Origin of the sequence: Halorubrum rubrum, from assembly GCF_024494685.1 — an archaeon.
GTDB classification, from domain to species: Archaea; Halobacteriota; Halobacteria; order Halobacteriales; family Haloferacaceae; genus Halorubrum; species Halorubrum rubrum.
Window position 1 is genome coordinate 80,588 of record NZ_JANHDM010000010.1, and the last position, 24,426, is coordinate 105,013.

The window sequence follows — 24,426 nt, forward strand, 5'->3', positions numbered from 1 at the left end:
GCTTCGTCCTTCCCCTCCCGTGTACGGGGGTAGATTCAATGACTCCGCCCGTGTTGGGCGAGTCACCACGATGACCGCGAAGACGGTGTACGAGACGGTCGAATCGGAGCGGGAGCTGCTGTACGACCTCGCCGAGCGGCTCTGGGAGACCCCCGAGCTGGGCCTCCACGAACACGAGTCGGCGGAGGCGCTCGCGACGACGCTGCGCGAGGAGGGGTTCGACGTGGAGACGGGTATCGCCGGGATGCCGACCGCGTTCGTCGCGACCTACGGCGAGGGCGACCCGACGATCGGAATCTTAGGCGAGTACGACGCGCTCCCCGGACTCTCACAGGAGGTGAAAGCCGAACGCTCGCCGGTGGAGCGGGGCGGGCCGGGTCACGGCTGCGGCCACAACCTCTTCGGGACCGCGACGCTCGGAGCCGCGGTCGCGGTGAAGCGAGCGATCGAGGACGGAGAGCTCGAGGGGACGATCCGCTACTACGGCTGTCCGGCCGAGGAGACGCTCGTCGGGAAGACGTACATGGCCCGCGCGGGCGTCTTCGACGACCTCGACGCCGCGTTGACCTGGCATCCCGGCGACCTGAACACGCCGCGGGTCGGGAGTTCGAACGCGCTCAACTCGCTCCTCTTCGAGTTCGAGGGCGAGGCCGCCCATGCGGGTGGTTCACCCGAATCCGGGCGGAGCGCGCTCGACGCAGTCGAACTCACCAACGTCGGCGTCGAGTTCATGCGCGAGCACGTCTCCGACGACGCCCGGCTCCACTACTCGATCCCGGACGGCGGCGACGCCCCGAACGTCGTGCCCGCCGAGGCGTCGGTGTGGTACTTCGTTCGCGCGCCGAGCCGCGAGGAGGTCGAGCGCAACACCGACTGGCTGCGCGACATCGCGCGGGGCGCGGCGACGATGACCCAGACGACGGTCTCGGAGCGGTTCCTCTCCGGCTGTCACGACTACATCGCCAACGGCTCGGTCACGGACGCCATCTGGGAGAACATGCAGGAAGTGGGACCGATCGAGTACGACGAGGCCGACCGCGAGTTCGCCCGCGAGCTGCTCGAGACGGTCTCCGAGAGCAATCGGGCGTCCCGGCTCGAGGAGCTTCCCAAGGACCTCCGCGAGACGGTCGAGCCGCACGCGCTGTACCCGGATCCGGTTCCGCCGTTCAACGAGGACGTGACCTCCGGGGGGTCGACCGAGGTCGGCGACGTGAGCTACATCGCGCCCACCGGGCAGTTCAACGCGGCGACCTGGCCGGTCGGCGCGCCGGGGCACTCGTGGCAGGTCGTCGCCGCCAACGGCGACTTCGGGAGGAAGGGGATGCTGTTCGCCGCGAAGGTGCTGGCCGGGACGGCCCACGACCTCATGACCGACCCGGAGACGCTGGCGGCCGCACGCGAGGAGTTCGAGGCGGCGACCGGCGGCGAGCCGTACGAGACGCCGCTGCCGCCGGAGGCGGAGCCGCCGTTCGACATGACCGCCGAGTGAGGCCCCAGTGGAGTCCGACCGAGGCGGCCCCGCGATCACTCGCCGGGCTTCGGACCCTCCCCGGTCGACGTCCCCCCGCCGAGCCACGAGACGGCCGCCCGCTCGAACGGCTCCGAGTGGCCCATCAGCGTGGTTCCGAGTATCGCCATCACGAGGACGTAGCCGACGGCGAAGGCGTTGAGCGTCGCGGCCACCGCCGGGTCGAACGTGCCGGCCGTGGCCCCGCTGGCGGCGACCGTCGCGATGATGAGCGAGAACTCCCCGCGGGTGGTCATCCCGAGGCCGACCCGCGTCGACCGGCGGACGTCGAGGTCGAACGCGCGCCCGGCGAAGTAGCCCGTGACGAGCTTCGTCGGCGCCGTCACGACCACCGCGAGCGCGACGAGCGCGGCGACGCCCCCGAACAGCGCCGGGTCGGTGACGAGCCCGATCCAGAAGAAGAAGACCCCGGCGAAGGTGTCGCGGACGGGCTCCAACAGCGTCTCGACCTCGTGGACGTAGTCCGTCGCGGAGAAGGCCATCCCGATGAAGAAGGCGGCGACCGCTTCGCTGACGCCGAGCGTGAGCGCCGCGCCCGCGACCAACACGACGGCCGCGATCGATCGGAGTGCGACGAACTCCTTGTTGTCGGTCGCCACCAGCCGGTCGAACGCCGGTGTCCCGAACCGGACGAGCCCCAACAGCACGGCGATGAACCCGATCGCGATCCCGACGTCCGTCGCCGCCGCGGCGACGTCGCCGCCGCCGAGCACCAGCGCGGACGCGACCGCGAGGTAGACGGCGATGAACAGGTCCTCGTACACCAGGGTGCCGAGGAGCGGCTCCGCCTCGTCGTTGGCGATCCAGCCGAGGTCGATGAGCGACTTCGTGATCACCGCCGACGAGGAGATGTAGACGATCCCCGCGAGCAGGAACGCCGGCAGGAACGCGCCGAAGACGAGCCAGCCGAGGACGAGTCCCACGCCGAAGTTCGCGAGGTCGATCGTCCCGGCCGTGCCGATCTCCGAGCGTCGAGCGAGCAGGCGGTCGAGGTTGAACTCCAGCCCCAGAAAGAAGAGGAGGAAGACGATCCCGAGCTCCGCGCCGAGCGCGATGAACTCCGTCTCCGGGACGTAGACGGTGCCGAAGCCGGGGAGGGCGAACCGGCCGAGGACGTGCTCGCCGAGCGCCATCCCGACGACGATGTAGAAGGGGATCACCGACTGGCCGAGGCGGTTCGCGGCCGCGCCGGCGACCGCGATCGCGGCGAACATGACGCCGACGTCGAGCAGCGCCACTACCGGCCACCTCCGCCGGCGTGCGCGCGACGGCCGCCGGCGTGCGTCTGACGGTGGGTCGCGTCCGTCATCCCGTCAGGAGCTCCTCGAAGGCCTCGCAGTCCTCGCGGGTGCCGACCCCGATCACGGTGTCGCCCTCCCGGAGGACCGTGCCGGCGTCGGGGCTGTCGATGACCTCGTCGCCGCGCTGGATGGCGACGACCGCGAGCCCGGTCCGGTTGCCGATGTCGGCGCTCTCCAGCGTCTCGCCGACGAGCGGGGAGCCCGGCGGGAGCTCGTACCACTCCAGAAGGATGCCGCCCGGCAGGGTGGTCTCCTGGGTCGCCGGCTCGATCGGCTGGAAGTGCGCGCCCTCGATGATCGACCCGATGGTGCGGGCCAGGTCGTCGCCGAACTCGAACGCCTTCTCGCTGTCGGCGCTCGGCTCCGGACGGTAGAAGAGCTCCCGTTTGCCCGTGTTGTGGATGACGACGATCATCTCGCCGTCGTCGAGTTCGATCTCGAACTTCTTTCCGACCCCCGGAAGGTCGGATTCGGTGATCGTCATACGGAACGTACGATCCGCCCCGGTAATAGTCCTGTATACCGCGTCGGGGTCGGGAGCGGGACGCCCTCGTGGGCGGCGGGAACGGAACGCTCCGTCCGACGGGCGTCTGCCGGCGGCACCAAACGCTAAGTAGACCGGGTTCGAGGAGACACCCATGTGGCGCTCCCCGAGGAGCCGGGACCGTCGGACCGTGGTCTGCATCGCGTGTGGGGAGTCGGTGTTGCGCGAGGACGCGCGCGAGTACGACAAGGAGGGGAACCGCTGGGACCGGCGGGACAAGGAGTTCGAGCACCTCTGTGTCGACTGCGACGACGAGCTCTGTCACCAGCCGCGGGACGGCCTCGAGTCGCTCGTCCTCTCCATCGAGTCCGACGGCCTCTCACAGGAGGAGTTCCTCGACCGGTACACCGACGCCGTCACCGACTCCGCGACGCGACGCGACGACGGGTGAGGCGGCGAGCGATCGAACGCGACGAGCCGGCACCGTAGCGGCGTCTCAGCTCGGCGGCGACGCGGCGCGATCCCCCGTCGATCCGCCCCGACAGGCCTTTCTAACGGACCCGCGTTGGTTCGCGTATGTCAGACGACGAGCCGAAACAGGGCTCCGCCGAGGACCAGGGTCCCGTGACGGTCACCGAGGCGTTGGCCGAGCGGCTGGCCGAGAAGCGGGCGGAGCTGTTCGAGGAGTTCGGCATTCGCGACGAGTTCCCGCCGGAGGTCCTCCGAGAGGCCGAGGCCCGAACGGAGGGCGTCGACGGGGAGATCCAAACCGAGATCGACGAGCGACGGGATCTCCGTGATCTCACCACCTGGACGACCGACCCGGTCGACGCCCAGGACTTCGACGACGCCATCTCGATCCAGCGCGAGGCGGACGCCTACCGGCTGTGGGTCCACATCGCCGACGTGACCCACTACGTCACGCCCGACACCGCGATGTGGGAGGAGGCGGTCGAGCGCGCGAACACGGTCTACCTGCCCGACTACACGATCCACATGCTGCCGCCGGTGCTCGCCGAGACCGTCTGCTCGCTCGTCCCCGAGGAGGACCGGCTCGCTCACACGGTGGAGATGGAGATCGACGACGAGACGCTCTCGTTCGAGGACGTCGAGATCTACAAGTCCGTCATCAACTCCGACGAGCGGCTCACCTACAAACAGTGTGAGAACCGACTCGAGGACCCCTCCTTGCCCCTCGGCGAGGAGAACGCGCTCGCGTTCGAGCTCGCGGACCGGATGCACGAACAGCGCAAGGAGGACGGCTCGCTCGTCCTCAATCCGCGGCGCGACCGCGCACACACCATCATCGAGGAGTCGATGCTGAAAGCGAACAAGGCGGTGACGCACACCCTGATGTGGGACCGCGGCGTCGAGGCGATGTATCGCGTCCACCCGCAGCCGACCCCCGACCAGTGGAGCGAGGCGCTCAAGGAGATCCAGGAGCTCGACGGCGTCTCGATCCCCGGCTCGGCGTGGGGCGACGACCCGCGGAAGGCCGTCAACGCGGCCTTAGAGGAGTCGCCCGACCGCCAGCTCAACAAGATCCAGCGGGCCGTGCTGAAGGTGATGCCGCGCGCGAAGTACATGAACGACCCCTTCGGCGGCCACCACGCGCTCAACTTCGACATCTACGGCCACTTCACCTCGCCCATCCGCCGGCTCTCCGACACCATCAACCACTGGATCGTCCACGAGAACGACGTGCCCGAGAACCTGATCGAGCTCTGTGACCACGCAAGCGACAAACAGAAGGACGGCGAGACCGCCGAACGGCTCTACAAGCAGTTCCTTCAAGAGCAGGGGCTCGATCCCTACGCCGTGAACAACCGCGGGCTGGAGGTCGTCGAGAACGCCGAGGAGGCGAAACACACGGCCTGAGAGGGGAGTCCCGAAGTGGAAGAGTGAACGCGGGCGTTTCGACATCCGTTCCGTTCGGGTGAACAGGCTCGAATTCCGTCCGTTCGGGCGAACAGACTCGAATCCGTGGCCAGATCGAGCGTGCTAGTGGTACGAGTGTTTCGGTGGGAGATCGGATGGGCAGGACGGGATCGTTGCTGTCGCGGTGACCGCGTCCAAAGCTCCAGTCGCTCGATCGAACGAAGTGAGACGACCGACTGCGGAGCCCACCGCCAACGCCCCGGCCGCTCGGCTCACGGCACTGCCGTTCGCTAGTCGAGGGCTCCCTTCGGTCGCCCTCGCACGGCTCGCTCCGCTCGCGGTTTCACCGCTCGCTACCGGGGTGCGAGTGAAACGAGCACCTCGCTCGCCGCGTCCCTCGTGTTCCGGTCGCGGGCCGGAGGCCCGCTTCCGGGCGCGCCACCGCAACGACGCCTCTCACGCACCTAGTGCTCGGTCTCTCGGTCTCTCGAGCCGTTCTCAAGCGTTCGGGCGGCCTAGTCGTCCAACTCCTCGTGGACCGGCTCCGCGGCGTTGAGGTCGCTCACGCGGAACGCGGTCCCGTCGGCCGAGGTGTCGACAGCGAGGTCCCAGCTGTGCCCCGAGACGACCCGGAGGACGACCAACAGCCCGAGCCCGAACGACTTGACGTTCTCCGCGTCGGCGTCGGCGAGCGCGGCCTCGACCGCCGGGGGCAGTCCGGGACCGTCGTCGGCGACGACGAACCCGTGGTCGTCGCCCGAGACGGTCACCGAGACGTCCGAGCCGCCGTGTTCGACGCTGTTGCGGAACAGGTTCTCGAGGAGTCGCTGGAGCCGCTCCGCGTCGGCGAGGACGGTCGTTCCGGGATCGACGTCGACCGACAGCGTCGCGTTCCGAGTTCGGACCGTCTCCCAGGCGTCGCGGACGAGCGCCTCCAGATCGACCTCGTCGCGTTCGCCCACGTCCGCGCCCTCCTTCGCCAGTATCAGACACTCGGCGATCATCGTCTCCATGCGGCCGAGCGCGCTCCGAACCCGCGAGAGGAACGCCGCCGTCTCGCCCGTCGTCCCCTCCTGTGCCAGCTCCGTGAACCCGATCGCGCCCGCGAGCGGGTTCCGGAGGTCGTGGGCGATTATCCCGGTGAACTCGTCGAGCCGGTCGTTCTGCGCGCGCAGCTCGGCGTAGTGTTTCCCGCGCTCGAGTTCGTGGCCGACCCAGTCGGCGAGCACCGAGACGAAGTCGCGCTCCTCGTCGGCGATCGGGTCCGCGCGGGGCTCCGGATCGGAGAAACACAGCGTCCCATACGTCTCGCCGTCGATCTCGACGGGCGCGCCGACGTAACAGCGCAGGCCGGTCGCCTCCCGCGCGCGGTCGTCGCGGTACGGGCCCTCCGCGGCGTCGGCGAACCCGATCGTCCCGCCGCCGTCGGCGACGTGGCGACACCACGTCGCGTCGAGCTCGACGACCCCGCCCTCGGCGTACGGCCCGGACTCGATGTTCGTGGCGATCACCTCGTAGCGCCCCTCGGCGGTGTACGAGAGGACGCCGTTGGCGACGCCGAGGTACCCGCGACCGACGTCGATCGCCTCCCGGATCCGTTCTTCGGGGGTCAGATTCGCGTCGCTCAACCGGACGAGGCGCTCGAACGGTCGGGAGTGGTCGGGATCGCCGGAGGGGGTCATCGGTGGATCGTCGTCGGGTTTCGGAGGGACCCTGATAAAACCGGAAGTCGTCCCCGCTCCCGTCCGGTCGCGCGGCCGGCGCTCGTCGGGGGCAAGACTTTATCTCGACGGCGACAGGGAACGCCGTGCACAGACGCGCGTTCCTCGGGAAGGTGGGTGCCGCCGGCGCGGTCGGGACCGCCGGCTGCGGGTTCCGCGCAGAGACGGACGGCGACGGGCGCGGAACCGACGCGGGCGGTGAGAGCGCCCCCGGTGACGAGGCTGACGACGAGGACGGTGACGGCGAGGGGGCCGACGACGCCCGGTCGGAGGGCTCCGACCGGCGCTTCCGCGTCGGCGACGACGGCTTCGCGGTCTCCGTCGACGGCGGCCCGTTCGAGGCGGTCGTCCCCCGCGGGGTGAACCTCGGGATGGCCAAGCCCGGCCGCTTCCCCGGCGAGGCGGCGATCACCCGCGCGGAGTACGACCGCTGGCTCGCGTGGATGGGGGAGTTGAACGTCAACGTCGTGCGGGTGTACACGGTCCACCCGCCGGCGTTCTACCGCGCGCTCGCCGCGTACAACCGGGCGCACCCGGACCCGATCTACCTCCTCCACGGCAACTGGATCGGCGAGGAGCACCTGATCGAGGCCGGCGACGCGTTCGCGCTCGCCGAGGAGTTCGACCGGTCGCTTCGCCGGGTCGTCGACGTCGTCCACGGCGCGACGACGATCGACCCCGAACCCGGCCACGCCAGCGGGACGTACGACGCCGACGTGAGCGACGCCGTCCTCGGCTACGTCGCCGGGATCGAGTGGCCGCCGACGGTCGTCGCCGAGACGAACCGCGCGAACGACCCCGGCCCGTACGACGGCGAGTACCTCTCCTCGACGGTCGACCGGCCGTTCGAGCGCTGGCTCGCCGAGCGGATCGACCGGGCGGTGGCCCACGAGGTCGACGCGTACGGGAACCAGCGTCCCGCGGCGTTCACCAACTGGGTGACGACCGACCCGCTTTCGCACCCCTACGAGCCGTTCGAGATGGAGGACGCGGTCACCGTCGACTCCGACGCCGTCGTCGCGACCGACGCCTACGACGCGGGCACGTTCGCGGCCTACCACGTCTACCCGTACTACCCGCCGCTTCTCAACGAGACGCCGGAGTACGCGAACTACGTCGACCACCGGGGGGAACGAAACGGCTACGCCGGCTACCTGAACGACCTCGTCGGCGCGACCGACCACCCGCTCGTGGTCGCCGAGTTCGGCGTCCCCTCCTCGCGGGGGATCGCCCAGCGACACGTCCACGGCCGCGACCAGGGCCGCCACACGGAGACCGAGCAGGGGGAGATCCTCGCGGCGATGTACGAGGACGTCCGCGAGGTCGGCGCGGCCGGCGGCCTCGTCTTCAGCTGGCACGACGAGTGGTTCAAGCGGACGTGGAACCTCGCCGCGCTCTCGGACCCGAACCGCCGGCCGAAATGGTCGAACGTCCAGACGCCCGAACAGCGGTTCGGCCTGCTCGCGTTCGACCCGGCGGACGCGGTCCCGCTCGACGGCTCCGCAGACGCGTGGACCGACGCGACTGCGGCGACGCCGGCGGGACGGCCCGCGCGATTCGACGACGACACGGGCGGCGCGCACGAACTGACCGCGCTCCGGGTCACGAGCGACGTCGCGTACCTCTCGATCCGCCTCGAGTTCGCCGACCTGGCCGACCTCGACTGGGACCGCGTCAACTACCTCCTCACGCTCGGCCTGACCGGTCGGAGCGGGGTGGCACTTCCCCACGGCGTCGACGCGGCCTCGGCGTCGACCGACTTCGTCGTCCGCCTCGGCGGCCCCGGCGACTCGCGGGTGGCGGTCCACCCGCGATACGACGCGTTCGCGTACCTGTACGGCGCGGAGGCGGGCCTCGACCTCTCGCGGTACCGCGATCCCGACCCCGGCGCGTTCGCGCCGATCCGGACGACGATCGGTCGCGGGTACACGGTGCCGCCGACCGGCGAGCGGGTCCCGTTCCAGTCGGTCGAGACGGGGACGCTCCGCTACGGGAACGGCACCCCCGACGCCGCCGAGTACGACTCGCTCGCGGACGTTCACGTCTCGCCGTCGACGGACGCGATCGAGATCCGGCTCCCCTGGCTGCTCCTCAACGTCGCCGACCCGAGCCGACGCCGCCGGCTCGGCGACCTCCGGACCGGCGGGCTCGACGAGTACGAGCCGTTCGAGGCGATCGACGTCGCCGCCGCCTCCTACGTGCCGGCCGGGGACGACGGCGACGACGGCGGGTCCGGGTCCGCCGCCCCGATCGACTCGCGGTCGACGAACCTCGCACACGCGGTCCCCGGGATCGAGGACGGCCGGCTCCGCACGCTCGAGTACGTCCCGCCGACGTGGGACGAGCCGGCGTACGCGGAGCGGCTCAAGGAGTCGGCGGAGTACCTTCGAGAGACCTTCGGTCGGTACGACTGAGGCGGGGACTGCGGGCGGGGCGCAGACGGAGGGAGGATCGGAGGGAAACGGGAGAGGCCGCAGGCGGAGGGGAGGAGCGCGCTCCGCACTACTCGACCGTGACGCTCTTCGCGAGGTTGCGCGGCCGGTCGATCGGCCGGCCCTTCTCGTCGGCGACGTGGTAGGCGAACAGCTGCCAGTACACGTTCGCGACGAGCGGCTCCAGCGCGCCGGTGGCGGGGACGGGCAACTCGACGTCGAGGTACGCCGAGTCGGTCGCTCGCCCGTCGCCGTCGGCGGTCGTCGCGCCGATCACCGGCGCGCCGCGCGCCTCGACCTCCTTGACGTTGTTCAGCGTCTCGTCCGGCCTGGAGCCGTCGGTCAGAAGCGCCAGCACGGGCGTCTCCTCGGTGACGAGCGCGAGCGGGCCGTGTTTCAACTCGCCGGCGGGGAACCCCTCGGCGTGGTCGTAGGAGATCTCCTTCAGCTTCAACGCGCCCTCGAGCGCCACGGGGTGACCGAGCTTTCGCCCGACGAAGAAGAACGCGTCGCTGTCGGCGTACTCGCGGGCGACCTCGCGAACCCGGTCCTCGCGGTCGAGGACGCCCTGGACCGCGTTCGGGAGCCGCCGGACCGACTCCAGCAGCTCGCGCGCCCGCCCGTACGACAGCGACCCGCGGGCGCGGCCGATACGGACCGCGAGCAGCGTCAGCGTCGCCACCTGCGAGGCGAACGTCTTCGTCGCCGCCACGCCGATCTCCGGGCCCGCGCGGATGAACACGCTGTCGTCGGTCTCGCGGACGACCGTGCTCCCGAGCGTGTTGGTGACCGCGAGCGTGCGCGCGCCGGCGCGTTTCGCCCGGCGGATCGCGGAGAGCGTGTCCGCGGTCTCGCCGCTCTGGGTCACCGCGACCACGAGCGTCCGCCAGGGGTCGCGGCCGCCGTCGAACTCGTACTCGCTCGCGACCTCCACGGTCGCCCGGACGTCGACGATCGACTCCAGCAGCTCCGCGGCGTACCGCCCCGCGTAGTTGGAGGTGCCGCAGGCGACGATCTGGATCTCCTCGATCGAGTCGACGTACTCGCTCGGGAGGTCGACGTCGATGTCGGCGGTCCCGTCGTCCGTGTCGATCCGCCCGGAGATCGTCTGTCTGAGCGCCCGCGGCTGCTCGTGGATCTCCTTCAGCATGTAGTGGTCGTAGCCGCTCTTCTCGGCGGCGTCGGCCTCGTACTCGAGCCGCTCGACCGCCGGCTCGACCGCCTCCCCGTCGCGGTACAGCGAGAGGCCGTCGTCGCCGATGACGGCGAAGTCGCCGTCCTCGACGTAGGTCACCTCGCGGGTGTGCTCGAGGAAGGCGGTCACGTCGCTGGCGAGGAAGGTCCCGTCCTCGGCGTGGCCGACGACGAGCGGGCTGTCGCGGCGGGTCGCGTACACCTCGTCGACGCCGGCGATCGTCACGACCACCGCGTAGGTACCCTCGAGCCGGTCGACGGCGGCCTCGACCGCCGCCCGCGGCTCCGCGCCCGCGTCGAGCGCCTCCTCGATCAGGTGCGGGACGACCTCGGTGTCGGTGTCGCTCGTGAACTCGTGGTCGGCGAGCTCCTCGCGGAGCGCGTCGTAGTTCTCGATGATCCCGTTGTGGACGACCGCGACCCGGCCGGTACAGTCCGTGTGGGGGTGCGCGTTCTCGTCCGTCGGCGGCCCGTGGGTGCTCCACCGTGTGTGGCCGATCCCCCGCGTGTGGTCGGTCGACTCGGGGAGGATCCCCTGAAGCTCGCCCACCTCGCCTGACTTCTTGTACACGGAGAGCGCGTCGTTCGTGAGCGCGACGCCCGCGGAGTCGTACCCGCGGTACTCGAGGTTCGAGAGTCCGGCCGAGAGGATCGGGAGCGCTGGGCGGTCGCCGACGTAGCCGATGATCCCGCACATGTTACCCCCTCCGTACCGTCACGCCGTCCTCGATCCGCCCGCTCACCGACGCGCCGTCGCCGACGACGGCGTCGTTGCCGAGGACGGTCCCCGGCGAGAGCGCCGCCGCGCCGCCGACGGCCGCGTCGTCGCCGACGACCGCGCCGAGACGGACTCCCTCGTACAGCTCGCCGGCGACGGCGACGGTCGCGGTCCCGCCCCGAACGGTGGCGTTCGCGCCCACGGTCGCGCCCGCGCCGACGATACAGTCGCGGAGCACCGCGCCGGCCTCGACCGTCGCGTCCGGGAGGACGACGGAGCGCTCGACTGTCGCGTTGGGCTCGATCCGCGCGTTCTCGCCGACGGTCGTCCCCGCGGCGACGACCGCGCTCCGGCCCACCGAGGCGGTGGGGGCGACGACGCAGCGGTCGTCGACGCCCGCGCCGGGCGCGAGCGTTCCCTCGACTGCCCCGCCGTCTCGATCGAGCACGTCGTCGGTGACCGCGAGCAGGTCCCAGAGGTACGAGACGTCGTGCCAGCCGCCGCCGTACCTGACGGCGCGGACGCCGCCGTCGCCGATGAGCCGGGCGACGGTGTCGGGCAGCTCGTACTCGCCCTCGTCGGACGGTTCGGTGTCGCGGATCGCGTCGAACACCGCGGGCGTGAACGCGTACACGCCCGCGTTGATCACCTCGGAGTCCGCCTCCCGACGGGGCTTCTCGACGATCGTTTCCACGCGCTCGTCGCGGACGGTCACGACCCCGTAGGCCCGCGGCCGGTCGCTCCGGGTCACCGCCATCGCGGCCGCGGCGTCGCCGTCGGCCAGCGCGTCGCGGACGTCCGCGACCGCGGCGGGCTCGACGATCCGGTCGCCGTTCAACACGAGGAACGACCCCTCGACGCGGGACTCGGCCCGCGAGACCGCGTGGGCGGTGCCGAGCCGCTTCTCCTGAACGACGTACCGGATCGAGACGTCCCAGTCGTCGCCGTCGCCGAAGTGGGTCTGGATCCGCTCGCGCTCGTAGCCCACGACGAGGACGAACTCGTCGACGCCGGCCGCGCTCGCGGCCTCGATCACGTACTCGAGGAGGGGCTTGTTGGCGACCGGGACCATCGGCTTCGGCCGCCGGTTCGTCAACGGACTCAGCCGTCGCCCCGCGCCGGCGGCGAGGACGACGGCCGTCGTCGGTCGATCGGACATGCCGGATCCGAACCGTCCGACCGACTTGAAGGGTGGTGGTCCCCGCGCGCTCGCGGACTCGCCCCGGTCCGGTACGCCTAAACGACCCGGAGACGACCCACGGCGTATGTACTACCACGAGGCGGCGAACTTCCTGTTCGACCTCCGTCGCTTCTCGGTCAAGCCCGGCACCGAGCGGATCGAGGCGCTGCTCGACCGGCTGGGGAACCCCGAAGCCGATCTCCCCTGCGTCCAGATCGCGGGCTCGAACGGCAAGGGGAGCACGGCCCGGATGGTCGAGTCGGTCCTGCGGGAGTCGGGGCTCTCGGTCGGGCTCTACACCTCGCCGCACCTCGCCGCGCTCACGGAGCGGGTCCGCGTCGACGGCCGGCCCATGACCGACGCGGTGGTCGTCGACTTCGTCGAGGAGGTGAAGCCGTGGCTCGTCGAGCGGGCCGCGGGCGGCGAGCCGCTCACGTTCTTCGAGGTGATCACGGCCATGGCGCTCCACGACTTCGCGCGCCGCGACGTCGACGTGGTCGTCCTCGAGGTCGGCCTCGGCGGCGAGTACGACGCGACCAGCGCCGTCGACCCCGTCGCGACCGCGGTAACGAACGTCTCGCTCGAACACACTGCCGTCCTCGGCGACACGATCGGGGAGATCGCCCGCACCAAGTCGCGGATCGCCCGCCCCGACGCCTCGATGGTCACGGCCTGCTCGGGCGAGGCCCTGCGGGTCGTGCGCGAGGTCGCCGGGGAGGCGGGCGCGCCGGTAACGCGGGTCACGGGTCCCGGCGTCGACGACGCGGGGGGCGACGCCGGCGAGAACGCCCACGTCGACGCCCCCGATCCCGCGATCGCCGCGAGCTACGGGGGGCGCGTGAGCGCGACGGACGCCGAGGTGACCTTCGCCGGCGAGTCGGCCGGGTCCTACCGGATCCCGCTCGTCGGGGCCCACCAGGCGACGAACGCGGCGGTCGCGGCGGCGCTGGCGCGCAGAACGCTCGACGCGCTCGACGGGACGGACGACGCGGAGGGCGGAGAGGCTGTTGCCCCCTTCGAGCGCTCGCTCGCGGACGGGCTCGCGCGGGCGACGTGGCCCGGCCGGTTCGAGGTCGTCGACACGGGGCCGCTGACCGTCCTCGACGGCGCGCACAATCCCGCGGCCTGCGCGACGCTCGCGGAGACGCTCGCGGAGTACGAGTACGCGGACCTCCACCTCGTGTACGCCGCGATGCACGACAAGGACCACGCCGGCGCGGTCGGCGCGCTCCCGGCCGCCGCGACCGCGGTCGCCTGCCGACCCGCGCTCGACCGCGCGGAGGACCCGGCGGTGCTCGCGGCGGCGCTCCGGTCGGCGGGCGTCGACGACGTGACCGAGGGCGACGACGTCGCCGACGCGGTCGCGGCGGCGGTCGGGCGCGCCGGCGAGGACGACTGCGTGCTCGTCGTCGGCTCGCTGTTCGCTGTCGCGGAGGCGCGCGCGGCGCTGTACCGAACGGTGACCCCGAAATCGGTCGACGGCCCGGCGGACGCCGCCCGCGCGCTCGAACGCGGCGGGGTCCCGCCGGCGGACGCCGAGCGCGCCCGCGACGGCGTCGACCACCGGACCTGCTCGCTCCGGCTCCGCGGCGACCGCGCCCGCCGGGTCGCGGCCACGCTCCGGACGGTCGGCGGCGAGGCGGCCGTCGGCGGGGTCGGCGCGGAGGGACGCGGCAGCGAGGTCGACGGCGGCGGCTCCGCGGGCGGCGAGCTCTCTCCGGTCACGCTCGCCGGCTCGGTCGCCGAGTTCCGCGAGCTCTGTGACCGGCTCGAGGGTGCGGGCGGCGGCGGTCTCGCGGGCGTCGCGGCCGACCTCCGGGAGCGACTCGGGATCGACGAGGATACGAGCGAAACGACGGCCCCCGACTACCCTTGGTCCGACGGCACCGCGGTGATGGGCGTGCTCAACGTGACGCCCGACTCCTTCCACGACGGCGGCCGACACGAGGGGCTCGCGGACGCGGTCGCGGGGGCGGAGCGCATGGTCGCGGCCGGCGTCGACGTGATCGACGTCGGCGGCGAGTCCACCCGACCGGGCGCGGAGACGGTGCCGGTCGACGAGGAGATCGACCGCGTCGTCCCGGCGATCGAGGCGGTCCGGGAGGTCCCCGCGGTCGCCGACGGCGACGTGCTCGTCTCCGTGGACACCCGGAAGCCGGCGGTCGCGGAGGCGGCCCTCGCGGCGGGCGCGGACGTGATAAACGACGTGACCGGGCTGGAGGACCCCCGGATGCGGGAGGTCGTCGCCGACGCCGGGTGCCCGGTGGTCGTGATGCACAGCGTCGACGCCCCGGTCGACCCCGACGCCGACCCGGAGTACGACGACGTGGTCGCGGACGTGATCGCCGACCTCCGCGAGCGGCTCGCACTGGCCGACGTGGCGGGGATCGACCGCGATCGGGTGATCGTCGACCCCGGACTCGGGTTCGGCAAGTCGGCCGCCGAGAACTTCGAGCTGCTCGGTCGGGTCGACGAGTTCGCGGCGCTCGGCTGTCCGGTGCTGGTCGGCCACTCGTACAAGTCGCTGTACGACGCGATCGGCCTCGGGTCGGACGACCGCGAACACGCGACGGTCGCCGCGACCGCGCTCGCGGCCGACCGCGGGGCCGACCTCGTCCGCGTCCACGACGTCGCCGAGAACCGCGCCGCGGTGGACGTCGTCGCGGCCGCGACCGACCCGGAGCGGCTCGAGTGAGTCCGGAGACGCGGGAGTCCGGCGGCGCGGGAGTGACGACGCGGGAGTCCGGCGGCGCGGACGGCAGCGTTTTGCGTCGCCGTCCCCTCGGCGGAGACACATGGTCCGGCGTCTGTTGCTCGGTTGTAGCGCGGTCGGCGGCGCCCTCGTCGATGCCGTCGCCGAGGGGTCAGAGGAGTTCCTCGCGGTGACCGACGACGCCGGCTGGGCCTCGACGCTGCGCGACCGCAACGTGGCGACCGTGGAGGCCGACCCGACCGACCCGTCCGCGTACCCCGAGCGCGCCGCGGTCGTGCTGGTCGCGGGCGACGACCCGACCCGGAACGTCGCCGCCGCGTCCGCGGCCCGCGAGCGCTACCCCGACGCGATGATCGTCGCGCACGTCGGCACCGCCCCGACCGCGGCGCAGGTCGACGCCCTGGAGTCGGTCGCGGACCGCGTCGTCGACCCGGTCGAGGCGGTGGCGACCCGGATCCGCGACGCGGTCGGTCTCGACGAGCCCGCGTCCGACTCCGGATCCGTCCCCGAGTCCGTCGACGATGCCGCCACGGAGGGGTCGTCCGAACCGACGGAGCGGCCGCCCGGCTCGACGAGGTGGCCGCTCGACTCGACCGAGCGCCCGCCGCGGCTGATCCGCACGATACGGGGCCTCGACGGGCCGCTTCTCGTCGTCGCCCACGACAACCCCGACCCCGACGCCATCGCGAGCGCGGTCGGGCTGGCGCGGATCGCCGAGGCGGTCGGCGTCCCCGCGGAGCCCTGCTACGGCGGGGAGATCGCCCACCAGGAGAACCGCGCGATGGTGAACCTCCTCGACCTCTCGCTCTCGACGGTCGACGGGACCGACCTCGAGGCGTACGACGGGATCGCGCTCGTCGACCACTCGCGGGCGGGGATCAACGACTCGCTGCCCGAGGGGACGTCGGTCGACGTCGTGATCGACCACCACCCGCCGCGCGGCCCGGTCGAGGGCTCCTTCGTCGACGTTCGGCCTGACGCGGGGGCGACGAGCACCCTGATCGCGGAGTACCTCTCGCGACTGGGGATCGAGCCGGACCGCGCACTCGCGACCGCGCTGCTGTACGGGATCCGGATCGACACGCGGGATTTCACCCGCGAGGTGTCGATCCCCGACTTCGAGGCCGCCGCGTCGCTGACGCCGCACGTCGACGAGTCGACGCTCGACCGCGTCGAGAGCCCGAGCGTGAGCGCGGAGACGCTCCGCGTGCTCGCGACCGCGATCGACCGGCGCGACGTCCGCGGCTCGTCGGTCGCGTCCTGCGTCGGCGAGATCACGGACCGCGACGCGCTCGCGCAGGCGGCCGACAGGCTGCTCGACCTCGAGGGGATCGCCGTGACGTTCGTGTACGGCTACATGGACGGCGTGATCTACGGATCGGCCCGCACCCGCGGGACCGACCTCGACGTGGGCGAACTGCTCCGCGACGCGCTCGCGCAGGCGGGATCCGCGGGCGGTCACGCCAACATGGCCGGCGCGCAGGTCCCGCTCGGAATCTTGGAGGCCGTCGCCGAGGACGAGTCGCTCGCGGACGTCGTCGAGGAGTTCGTCGCCGAGCGGTTCTTCGAGGCGCTCTCCTCGCCGCCGACGCCGCCGGCCGGGACGCCGCAGTCGGCGGTCGACGCGGAGTTCCCGGACTGAGCCGGATCCCTCCCTCCTTCCGTCTCCTCCCCGAACCGCCGGTTCCTCCGCCCCGAACCGCGGGCGCAACCTACATATCCCGCCGCCACGAACAGTATAGTATGAGCGATGAAATACTCGAGCACCGACGGCTCCTCGTCGCCGGAAGCGGGATCGCCGCGCTCAGCGCGGCGATCTACGCCGCCCGGTCGAACAACGACCCGCTGTTGATCGAGGGCGACGAGCCCGGCGGCCAGCTCACGCTCACGACCGACGTGGAGAACTATCCGGGCTTCCCCGAGGGGATCTCCGGGCCGGAGCTCATCAACGAGATGCGCGAGCAGGCGGAGAAGTTCGGGTCCGAGCTCCGGAGCGGGATCGTCGCCGACGTACGGAAGGAGCCCGCGGGACACTTCCGGGTCGAGCTCACGAACGGCGACGTCTACACCGCGGACGCCGTGATCGCCGCCTCCGGGGCCAGCGCCCGGACGCTCGGCGTCCCCGGCGAGGACGAGCTGATGGGGTACGGGCTCTCGACGTGTGCGACGTGTGACGGCGCGTTCTTCCGCGGCGAGGACATGCTCGTCGTCGGCGGCGGCGACGCCGCCATGGAGGAGGCCAACTTCCTCACGAAGTTCGCCGACACCGTCTACATCGCGCACCGCCGCGAGGAGTTCCGCGCGGAGGACGTCTGGATCGAGCGCGTGATGGACAAGGTCGACGACGGCGAGATCGAGATCCTGAAGAACACGGAGCTCACCGAGATCCACGGCAGCGCGGAGGAGGGGATCACGGGCGTCACGCTCGTCGAGCATCCCGAGGGCCACCCCACGGAGAAGCTCGCGGACCCGGCGACCGCCGAGGAGGTCGAGGAGTACGACTTCGACGTGGGCGCGGTGTTCTACGCCATCGGCCACACCCCGAACACGGCGTACCTGGAGGAGACCGGCGTCGAGCTCGACGACGCCGGCTACCTCCTGACGCGGGGCGGCCGCGACGGGAACCAGACCGCGACCGCGGTCGAGGGGATCTTCGGTGCGGGCGACGTGGTCGACCACCACTACCAGCAGGCGGTGACCGCCGGCGGGATGGGCGTGAAGGCCGCGCTCGACGCCGACGACTACCTCTCCGACCGCGAGCGCGCCGGCGAGCTCCGCGAGCCCGCGCCCGTCGCCGCCGAGGGCGACGACTGAGCGGGGAGCGACCGAGCGATCCCGTAACGTGCGGTCCGATCGATCCTGAACCCCGTCAGGAGAGCACCTCCACCTCGTAGCCGTCGGCCTCCAGCTCCTCGACGATGCTCGCGGCGTGTTCGGCGTCGTCGGTCTCGAGCTCGAGTTCGAGCTCCGCCGCGTTGACCGCGACGTCCCGCGAGGTGCGGTCGTGGTGGACCGCGTACACGTTCGCGCCGGCACGCGCGACGATGCTCGAGACGCGCTCGAGCTCGCCCGGTCGGTCCTTCAGGTCGACGGTGAGCTTGAGGTACCGACCCATCTGGACGAGCCCGCGGCGGATCACCGTCCCGAGCCGGTTGAGGTCGATGTTGCCGCCACACAACGCGGCGACGATCGTCTCGTCGTCCTCGTAGTCGAACGCCTCCGAGAGCGTCGCCGCCAGCGCGACCGCGCCGGCCCCCTCGACGAGGGTCTTCGAGCGCTCCAAAAGCAACGTGAGCGCTAAGGCGATCTCCCGGTCGTCGACGGTCACCACCTCGTCGACGTACTCGCGCATGACCGCGAAGGGCTCCTCGCCGATCGAGCGGGTGGCGATCCCGTCGGCGATGGTGTCGACGCCCTTGATCTCGCGGATCTCGCCCGCCGAGAGCGACGCGGCCGCCGAGGCCGCGCCCTCCGCTTGGACCCCCACGACCCGGACGTCGTCGAGCCGCTCCTTGACCGCGACGGCGACGCCCGAGATCAGCCCGCCGCCGCCGATCGGGACGACGACGGTGTCGAGGTCGGGGCAGTCGTCGGCGATCTCCAGCCCGAGGGTGCCCTGCCCGGCCATCACGGCTGGATCGTCGAAGGCGTGGACGTACGTCAACCCCTGTTCGCGCTCCAGCTGGTGGGCGACCGCCTGCGCCTCGTCGTAGTCGACGCCCTCCAGTCGGACGCTCGCGCCGTAGCCGCGGGTGGCTTTCACCTTCGAGACGGGCGCGAACTTCGGCATTACGACGGTGGCGTCGACGCCGGCGCGCTCGGCCGCCAGCGCGACCCCCTGTGCGTGGTTGCCGGCGCTGGCCGTGACGACGCCGGCCTCGCGGGCCTCGGCCGGGAGCGTCGCGATCCGGTTCGTCGCCCCGCGGATCTTGAACGCGCCGGTGCGCTGGAAGTTCTCGAGTTTGAGGTGGACGTCCGCGCCGGTCATCTCCGAGAACGTCCGCGACCGTTCGAGCGGCGTGCGGCGGGCGACGCCGTCGACCCGTTCGCGGGCGGCCTCGATGTCGGCCAACGAGATCATACGCCCCGTGGCGACGCCGCGGGCTAATCGGTTCCGGTCGTCGCCCGTTCCGGTCGTCCGAGCGGTTCGCGGGATCCTCGCCGCGTCGCTCGCGATGGAACGCGTGAAAGGAAGGGGGAATGCACGCGTGTGACGTGCGACTGAAGACAGTGGACGGCGATACAAAAAGGTCCGGCAGGCGGAGTGAAAGTGAAACTGTGGGACTGCGTCGACATCGATCGGTCGTCGGACCGGCGTCAGACGGTCGATCCCTGATCGAGACGGACGGCGACGTCGGTTCGATCGAGGTGCCGCTCCACCCGCTCGCGGAACTCGCCGTCGCCCGGCCACGTCGCGTCCGCGTCGAGCCGATCGGGGTCGCCGACGTAGACGATCGCCTCCTCGGGGTAGCCGTCGGGCGCGTCGAGCGGTACCGTGACCCGGAGGTAGAGCCCGTCGTCGACGCCCTCGTACGCGTCGAGCGTCTCGATCTCGTCGGTCCGGAGGAGCCGCCCCGCCGTCTCCTCGCCGGGTGCGAGCGTCGGGTAGCGCCCCTCGACGAGATGGAGTCCGGAGAGGGTCGCCGATCCGACGAAGACGAACGAGTCGAGCAGCGCTCCCACGCGATCGGGCTCGGTGAGGGTTCCGTAGACGAAGGCGTCCATGGCCCGTCTGGGTCGTTCGGGCGTTTGAACGTTCGGGCAGCCGTCCGGTCGGTTGCCGCCGCCCGCCGGTCGTCTTCCGTCCGCCAACTCACCCACCGTCCCCCTCCGTCGATCGCGCGCTACCCGCTCTCGACACGCAACGGTTTTTGTTCGAAGCCGCGAAAGACGACCACATCGTGTGGAGACCACGAGGATCCGCCGTCGTCGTCGGGATCGGCTGTAGCCTCCTGCTCGTCGCGACGGTTCACCACGGGACGGAGATCGAAACCGTCGGGGGGACGCTCGGTCCCGCGCTCGCGCTCGCGCTCGACGGCGGGATCGCCCTCGGCGTCGTCTATGCGGGGGTCCGGGTCCGAGAAGCCGGCTTCACCCGCCTCGAGGAGGGACGCGTCGCTCGGTGGACCGCGGTAGGAACGCTCCTCGCGGCAGGAGCCATCGGCGCGACGCTTCTCGTCCGGGCAGTCGAGGGACGTCCCCTCATCGAACCCGTTTTTCCGCTTCTGGTCGCCGCCGGTTCGGGGGCGCTCGGCGGCGCGATCTCGGGATACCTCGCCGTTCGACAGGAGGCGGAGGCTCGCCGTGCGCACGACGCCACGCGGGCGGTTTCGTTCGTGAACCACCTGCTTCGTCACGACCTCCGGAACGACCTCTCGACGATCCGGGGATACGCGGACCTCGCCGAAGCGACCAGCCACGGCGATGGGATCGCCGCCGCCGAGCCCGGATCCGACGACGGGAACGGCCCCGACGGCCGCGACGCCGCGGCCGTGATCGCGACCAAGGCCGACGAGGGGCTCGATCGACTCGAGACGACGAGCGCCGTCACCGACGCGCTCGTCGGCGACGCCGATCTCTATCGGGTTGATCTCGCGGCGGTCACGCGAGAGATACTCGAGGGGATCACGGACCGGTCCGACGTGACACTCGATGCCTATCTGACGGAGACGGCCCCGGTCACGGCGAACGACGGGCTCCGCTCCGTCGTCGACAACCTCGTCGAGAACGCCGTCGAGCACGCGGGCGGCGACGCCACCCTCCGGGTCGCCATCACCGAGGGCGACGAAACGGTCACGCTGTCGATCGACGACGACGGCCCCGGAATCCCGCCCGAGCGGCGGGCCACGCTGTTTCCAAACGGCGGCGGGGACGGCGCGACAGCCGGCGGATCCGGTGACCGCCACGGCGACTCCGAGGGCGGCGGGCTGTTCATCGTCGACAGCCTCGTCGAGGAGTACGGCGGCACGGTCGCGGTCGGGGAGGCCGACCTCGGCGGCGCCCGGTTCGAGGTGACGCTCCCCCGAGCGGACGAGGACTGATTCGATCCTTCGAAGTCCGCCACGAGTTCTCGCGTTCGCGACCCCCAGCCGCCGGCCGGCTTCCGACCCGTTCACCGCCTCCGATAGCTAGAACCCGACGGAGTCCCTCCACGGTGACGCATGGACCTCCCGCGCGTCCGGCGCGTCTGGAAGCGCGTGTTCGCGCTCGCGTGGCCGGTGATGGCCGAACAGACGTTCCGGACCGCGATGCGGACGACGGACGTCGTCGTCAGCGCGCTCTTCTCGCCGGCCGCGGTGGTCGCGATCGGGCTCGCTGACCTGTACGCGCGGTTCCCGCTCCGGATCGGGCTCGGGCTCGGCGGCGGCGCGATCGCGCTCTCCTCACAGGACACCGGCGCGGGCGAGACGGCGACCCGCGACGAGGCGATCACGCAGGCGATCCTGCTCGGCGCGCTCGCGGGGGTCCCGTTCGTCCTCTTCGGGCTGTTCCTCGGCGAGGCCGCGATCGACGTGTTCGGCCGGCTGATCGGCCGGGAGACCCCGCCGGAGGTCGTCTCGCTCGGCTCGGCGTACCTCGCCATCGTCTTCGCGACGGCCCCGGCGAGACACGTCTCGCTCGTGGCCGCGCGGGCGCTTCAGGGTACCGGCGACACCAGAACGCCGATGTACGTGAACGTCCTCGCGAACTCCCTCAACGTCGTCGGGTCGGTCCTCCTCGGGCTCGGTCTGCTCGGGCTTCCCCGTCTGGAGATCGTCGGCGTCGGGCTCGCGACCGGGGCCGCGAACGTCCTCACGGCGGTCCTGCTCTGTGCGGCGATCCGGGGGTCGTGGACCGACGCCGAGTTCGTTCGACCGCGGAATCCGACGATCGCGGGACAGCTGCTCCGCGTGAGCGCGCCGCGGGTGGCCGAGGGGTTCAGCTCCGAGGCCGCGGAGTTCCCCTTCAACGCCCTGCTCCTCGGCTTCGGCGAGGCGGTCAACGCCGGCTTCCAGATCGGCCGCCGGGTCTACCAGCAGGTCACCGGCCCGCTCTCGCGCGGGTACAACGTCGCGGCCTCGGTGTTGGTCGGGCAGGCGCTCGGCGCGGGCGAGCCGGACGACGCCCGGTTCGACGGGTGGGCCGTCGCGGCGCTCGGGCTCCTCTCGGTCGGGGGCGTCGGGCTCGGGCTCGTCGCGCTCGCGCCGCGCGTCGTCCGGCTCTTCACGTCCGACCCGGCGACCGTCGAGTACGCGGTCGACTTCGCGCGGGTGTACGGCCTCGCGGGCGGCGCACTCGCCTGTTTCACGTCGCTGTCGGGCGCGCTCCAGGGCGCGAGCGAGACCCGGATCCCCCTCGCGGCGCGGCTCACGGGGATGTTCGGGCTGTTCCTCGGTGCCTCCTGGGTGTTGAGCCGAACCGCGGGGGTCGGCCCGCCCGGCGCGTACGCCGGGGTGTTCCTCGCGTACTGTTGGATGGCGCTCGTCGTCGCCGTCGGCTTCCGACACGCGGAGTGGGCGACGCGAGCCGCGACGATGATGGCGGAACGCGGCAGCGGCGGGGACGCGGTCGCGGGTGACGGCGACTAGAACGGCGGCTCGGCGCGGTGGGCGTCGGGAGAACGGGCGGTGGGCCGGACGGCGGGAGCCGTCCCGGTCGGAACGGGTCGACCCGAGTCGGACCGGCTCAGGCCGCGCGGCGTTCCTTCGCCTTCGGGCGGAGCTTGGTGTAGCCGCACTTGCGGCAGCGCCCGGCGTCGGGCGCGTTGCGGGCGTTACAGCGCATACAGATCTGTCGGTCGAGGTTGCGGCGTTCCGCAGCGTCGAAGCTGGCCATACTCTCCGTGAGCACGCGGGCGCTGTAAAAGGTTGCGAGACGCGTCGGTGCGGGGATCCGTCGTTCCTATGTGCCGACTACGCGCCGGCTTTCGATATCGCGGCCGTGATGTCCTCCTTCTGGGTGACCCCGACGAACCGGTCGACGACGCCGTCGTCGTTCTCGACGATCAGCGTGGGCAGCGACCGGACCTGGTACTGGTTGGCGACGTCCTGCTCCTGGTCGACGTCGACCTTCTGTAGCTCGAAGGCGTCGCCGAGTTCCTCCTGGACCTCCTCCAGTATCGGGTCCTGCGTCTTACACGGGCCGCACCAGTCGGCGTAGAAATCCAGCACTCGAACGGTCATGGTTCGCCGACACGTAGCGTCGGCTCGCCGATAAGGGTTTCTCACGCGGCGGGGAGGTGGGGTGACCGATGACGGGCGGCGGTCGGAGTCCGCCCGAACGGCCGCGTTCCGGACGAGCGTTCCCGGCGGTCGAGCCCCGAGACGAAACGCTTAGGCCTGCGGACGGAGAACGGTCGAACATGAGCAGCGGCAGCAACTCCGGCGGACTGATGTCCAGCGCGGGGCTCGTCCGGTACTTCGACTCGCAGGACCGAAACGCCATCGCGCTCAACCCCAAGACCGTCCTCGCGTTCTGTATCCTCTTCGGCGTCTCCGTCCAGGTCCTCTCGCTGACGGTCGCGTAAGGACGCTCCCACCTCCCCTCAGTCACCCTCCGTCAGTCGTCGGGACCGGACGAAACCGACTTATTCGCGAGGCCCCGGATTCCGGTATGGACCGTCGCCACTATCTGCGGTCGCTCGCCGTTCCCGCCGTCGCCGGGAGCGCCGGCTGTCTCGGCGTCTTGGGGAGTTCCGGAGCCGAAGGGACGGTACTCGATCCACCGGAGCAGGACCTGAGCGAGGCCTCTCACCCGAGTTACGGCGACGAGATGCCGCACGTCTCCGTCCCGGACCCGATCACCGGCGAGACGGTGTCGACCGAAGACCTGGAGGGCGAGCGGGCCGTCCTGTGGACCTCCTTTTACACCAACTGCCCGGACGGTGTCTGTCCCGCGCTCATCCTCCGGCTCCGGCGCGCACAGGCGGTCGCCACCGAGGAGGGGTACGACGACGAGGCGGCGTTCCTCGCGCTCACGTTCGACCCCGAGCGCGACACCGCCGACGTCCTCCGCGAGTACGCCGACCAGCAGGGCGTCGACCTCGACGCCGGCAACTGGCACTTCCTCCGCCCGGAGAGCTACGAGCGTGGTCAGGAGCTGTTGGACGAGCACTTCGGGCTCGTGATCGAGAAGGCCGACGCGGACGACTACGAGAACCTGGAGTACCAGTTCCCCCACTACGGGCTCATCCTCCTCGCGAACAAGGAGGGGATCGTCGAGCGGGCGTACCCGCGAGGGCCGCAGACGGACATCGAACGGCTCGTCGACGACTTCGAACGGGTGGTGAACGCGTAGG

General features: G+C 71.5%; 20 protein-coding genes. 11 read left to right on the forward strand and 9 right to left on the reverse strand.

Annotated elements, in window-relative coordinates; genetic code table 11:
* Positions 1 to 70: 70 nt before the first annotated feature.
* A complete protein-coding gene (locus NO889_RS11845) occupies positions 71 to 1,489 on the forward strand; it encodes an amidohydrolase (protein WP_256412456.1) in 1,419 nt (472 codons plus the stop codon).
* Positions 1,490 to 1,524: 35 nt separating this feature from the next.
* Here the strand turns inward: NO889_RS11845 and NO889_RS11850 are convergent, their stop codons facing one another.
* Positions 1,525 to 2,766 (reverse strand): cation:proton antiporter, encoded by a 1,242-nt coding sequence (locus tag NO889_RS11850; protein WP_256412457.1) that lies wholly within the window; start codon positions 2,764 to 2,766, stop codon positions 1,525 to 1,527.
* Between the two features lie 67 nt (positions 2,767 to 2,833).
* Entirely contained in the window at positions 2,834 to 3,313 is a 480-nt protein-coding gene (locus NO889_RS11855) for a cation:proton antiporter regulatory subunit (protein ID WP_256412458.1), read from the reverse strand.
* A 154-nt stretch (positions 3,314 to 3,467) separates the two neighbouring features.
* Here NO889_RS11855 and NO889_RS11860 point away from each other — a divergent pair, with 154 nt between their 5' ends.
* Entirely contained in the window at positions 3,468 to 3,764 is a 297-nt protein-coding gene (locus tag NO889_RS11860) for a DUF7562 family protein (RefSeq protein ID WP_066412172.1), read from the forward strand.
* A gap of 125 nt (positions 3,765 to 3,889) precedes the next feature.
* Positions 3,890 to 5,191: an RNB domain-containing ribonuclease gene (locus NO889_RS11865; protein WP_256412459.1), complete on the forward strand. Its 1,302-nt coding sequence runs from the start codon at positions 3,890 to 3,892 to the stop codon at positions 5,189 to 5,191.
* 515 nt (positions 5,192 to 5,706) lie between these two features.
* Here the strand turns inward: NO889_RS11865 and NO889_RS11870 are convergent.
* Positions 5,707 to 6,873 (reverse strand): sensor histidine kinase, encoded by a 1,167-nt coding sequence (locus tag NO889_RS11870; RefSeq protein ID WP_256412460.1) that lies wholly within the window; start codon positions 6,871 to 6,873, stop codon positions 5,707 to 5,709.
* Between the two features lie 125 nt (positions 6,874 to 6,998).
* Here NO889_RS11870 and NO889_RS11875 point away from each other — a divergent pair, with 125 nt between their 5' ends.
* Positions 6,999 to 9,326 (forward strand): hypothetical protein, encoded by a 2,328-nt coding sequence (locus tag NO889_RS11875; RefSeq protein WP_256412461.1) that lies wholly within the window; start codon positions 6,999 to 7,001, stop codon positions 9,324 to 9,326.
* An 88-nt stretch (positions 9,327 to 9,414) separates the two neighbouring features.
* On the opposite strand, the gene glmS is transcribed toward NO889_RS11875, so the two are convergent.
* Complete coding sequence (glmS, locus tag NO889_RS11880; protein ID WP_256412462.1) at positions 9,415 to 11,235, reverse strand: glutamine--fructose-6-phosphate transaminase (isomerizing); 1,821 nt, start codon at positions 11,233 to 11,235, stop codon at positions 9,415 to 9,417.
* Between the two features lies 1 nt (position 11,236).
* A complete protein-coding gene (locus NO889_RS11885; RefSeq protein ID WP_256412463.1) occupies positions 11,237 to 12,415 on the reverse strand; it encodes a sugar phosphate nucleotidyltransferase in 1,179 nt (392 codons plus the stop codon).
* Positions 12,416 to 12,521: 106 nt separating this feature from the next.
* On the opposite strand from NO889_RS11885, the gene folP reads away from it, so the two are divergent.
* The 3 genes from folP to NO889_RS11900 all read left to right on the forward strand — a co-directional run bounded on the left by folP (position 12,522) and on the right by NO889_RS11900 (position 17,963).
* Positions 12,522 to 15,131 (forward strand): dihydropteroate synthase, encoded by a 2,610-nt coding sequence (gene folP, locus NO889_RS11890; protein ID WP_256412464.1) that lies wholly within the window; start codon positions 12,522 to 12,524, stop codon positions 15,129 to 15,131.
* A gap of 100 nt (positions 15,132 to 15,231) precedes the next feature.
* Positions 15,232 to 16,791, forward strand: coding sequence for a DHH family phosphoesterase (locus NO889_RS11895; protein WP_256412465.1), 1,560 nt, complete (start codon positions 15,232 to 15,234; stop codon positions 16,789 to 16,791).
* A 101-nt stretch (positions 16,792 to 16,892) separates the two neighbouring features.
* The gene (locus NO889_RS11900) at positions 16,893 to 17,963 is read left to right on the forward strand and encodes an NAD(P)/FAD-dependent oxidoreductase (protein WP_256412466.1); all 1,071 of its coding nucleotides are present in this window, start codon (positions 16,893 to 16,895) and stop codon (positions 17,961 to 17,963) included.
* Positions 17,964 to 18,018: 55 nt separating this feature from the next.
* On the opposite strand, the gene ilvA is transcribed toward NO889_RS11900, so the two are convergent.
* Complete coding sequence (gene ilvA, locus NO889_RS11905; protein WP_256412467.1) at positions 18,019 to 19,230, reverse strand: threonine ammonia-lyase; 1,212 nt, start codon at positions 19,228 to 19,230, stop codon at positions 18,019 to 18,021.
* A gap of 236 nt (positions 19,231 to 19,466) precedes the next feature.
* Positions 19,467 to 19,874, reverse strand: a complete 408-nt coding sequence (locus NO889_RS11910; protein ID WP_256412468.1) for a gamma-glutamylcyclotransferase family protein — start codon at positions 19,872 to 19,874, stop codon at positions 19,467 to 19,469.
* Between the two features lie 176 nt (positions 19,875 to 20,050).
* Between NO889_RS11910 and NO889_RS11915 the strand changes: the two genes are divergently transcribed.
* Both NO889_RS11915 and NO889_RS11920 read left to right on the forward strand, forming a co-directional pair.
* Positions 20,051 to 21,190 (forward strand): ATP-binding protein, encoded by a 1,140-nt coding sequence (locus NO889_RS11915; protein ID WP_256412469.1) that lies wholly within the window; start codon positions 20,051 to 20,053, stop codon positions 21,188 to 21,190.
* A gap of 120 nt (positions 21,191 to 21,310) precedes the next feature.
* Complete coding sequence (locus NO889_RS11920) at positions 21,311 to 22,717, forward strand: MATE family efflux transporter (protein WP_256412470.1); 1,407 nt, start codon at positions 21,311 to 21,313, stop codon at positions 22,715 to 22,717.
* Between the two features lie 97 nt (positions 22,718 to 22,814).
* Here the strand turns inward: NO889_RS11920 and NO889_RS11925 are convergent, their stop codons facing one another.
* Both NO889_RS11925 and trxA read right to left on the reverse strand, forming a co-directional pair.
* Positions 22,815 to 22,964, reverse strand: coding sequence for a 50S ribosomal protein L40e (locus NO889_RS11925; RefSeq protein ID WP_066412216.1), 150 nt, complete (start codon positions 22,962 to 22,964; stop codon positions 22,815 to 22,817).
* A 77-nt stretch (positions 22,965 to 23,041) separates the two neighbouring features.
* Entirely contained in the window at positions 23,042 to 23,311 is a 270-nt protein-coding gene (gene trxA / locus NO889_RS11930) for a thioredoxin (protein ID WP_256412471.1), read from the reverse strand.
* A 179-nt stretch (positions 23,312 to 23,490) separates the two neighbouring features.
* Between trxA and NO889_RS11935 the strand changes: the two genes are divergently transcribed.
* Together NO889_RS11935 and NO889_RS11940 are read left to right on the forward strand one after the other, a co-directional pair.
* Positions 23,491 to 23,655, forward strand: coding sequence for a preprotein translocase subunit Sec61beta (locus tag NO889_RS11935; RefSeq protein ID WP_256412472.1), 165 nt, complete (start codon positions 23,491 to 23,493; stop codon positions 23,653 to 23,655).
* A gap of 86 nt (positions 23,656 to 23,741) precedes the next feature.
* Complete coding sequence (locus NO889_RS11940; protein ID WP_256412473.1) at positions 23,742 to 24,425, forward strand: SCO family protein; 684 nt, start codon at positions 23,742 to 23,744, stop codon at positions 24,423 to 24,425.
* Position 24,426: the final 1 nt, after the last annotated feature.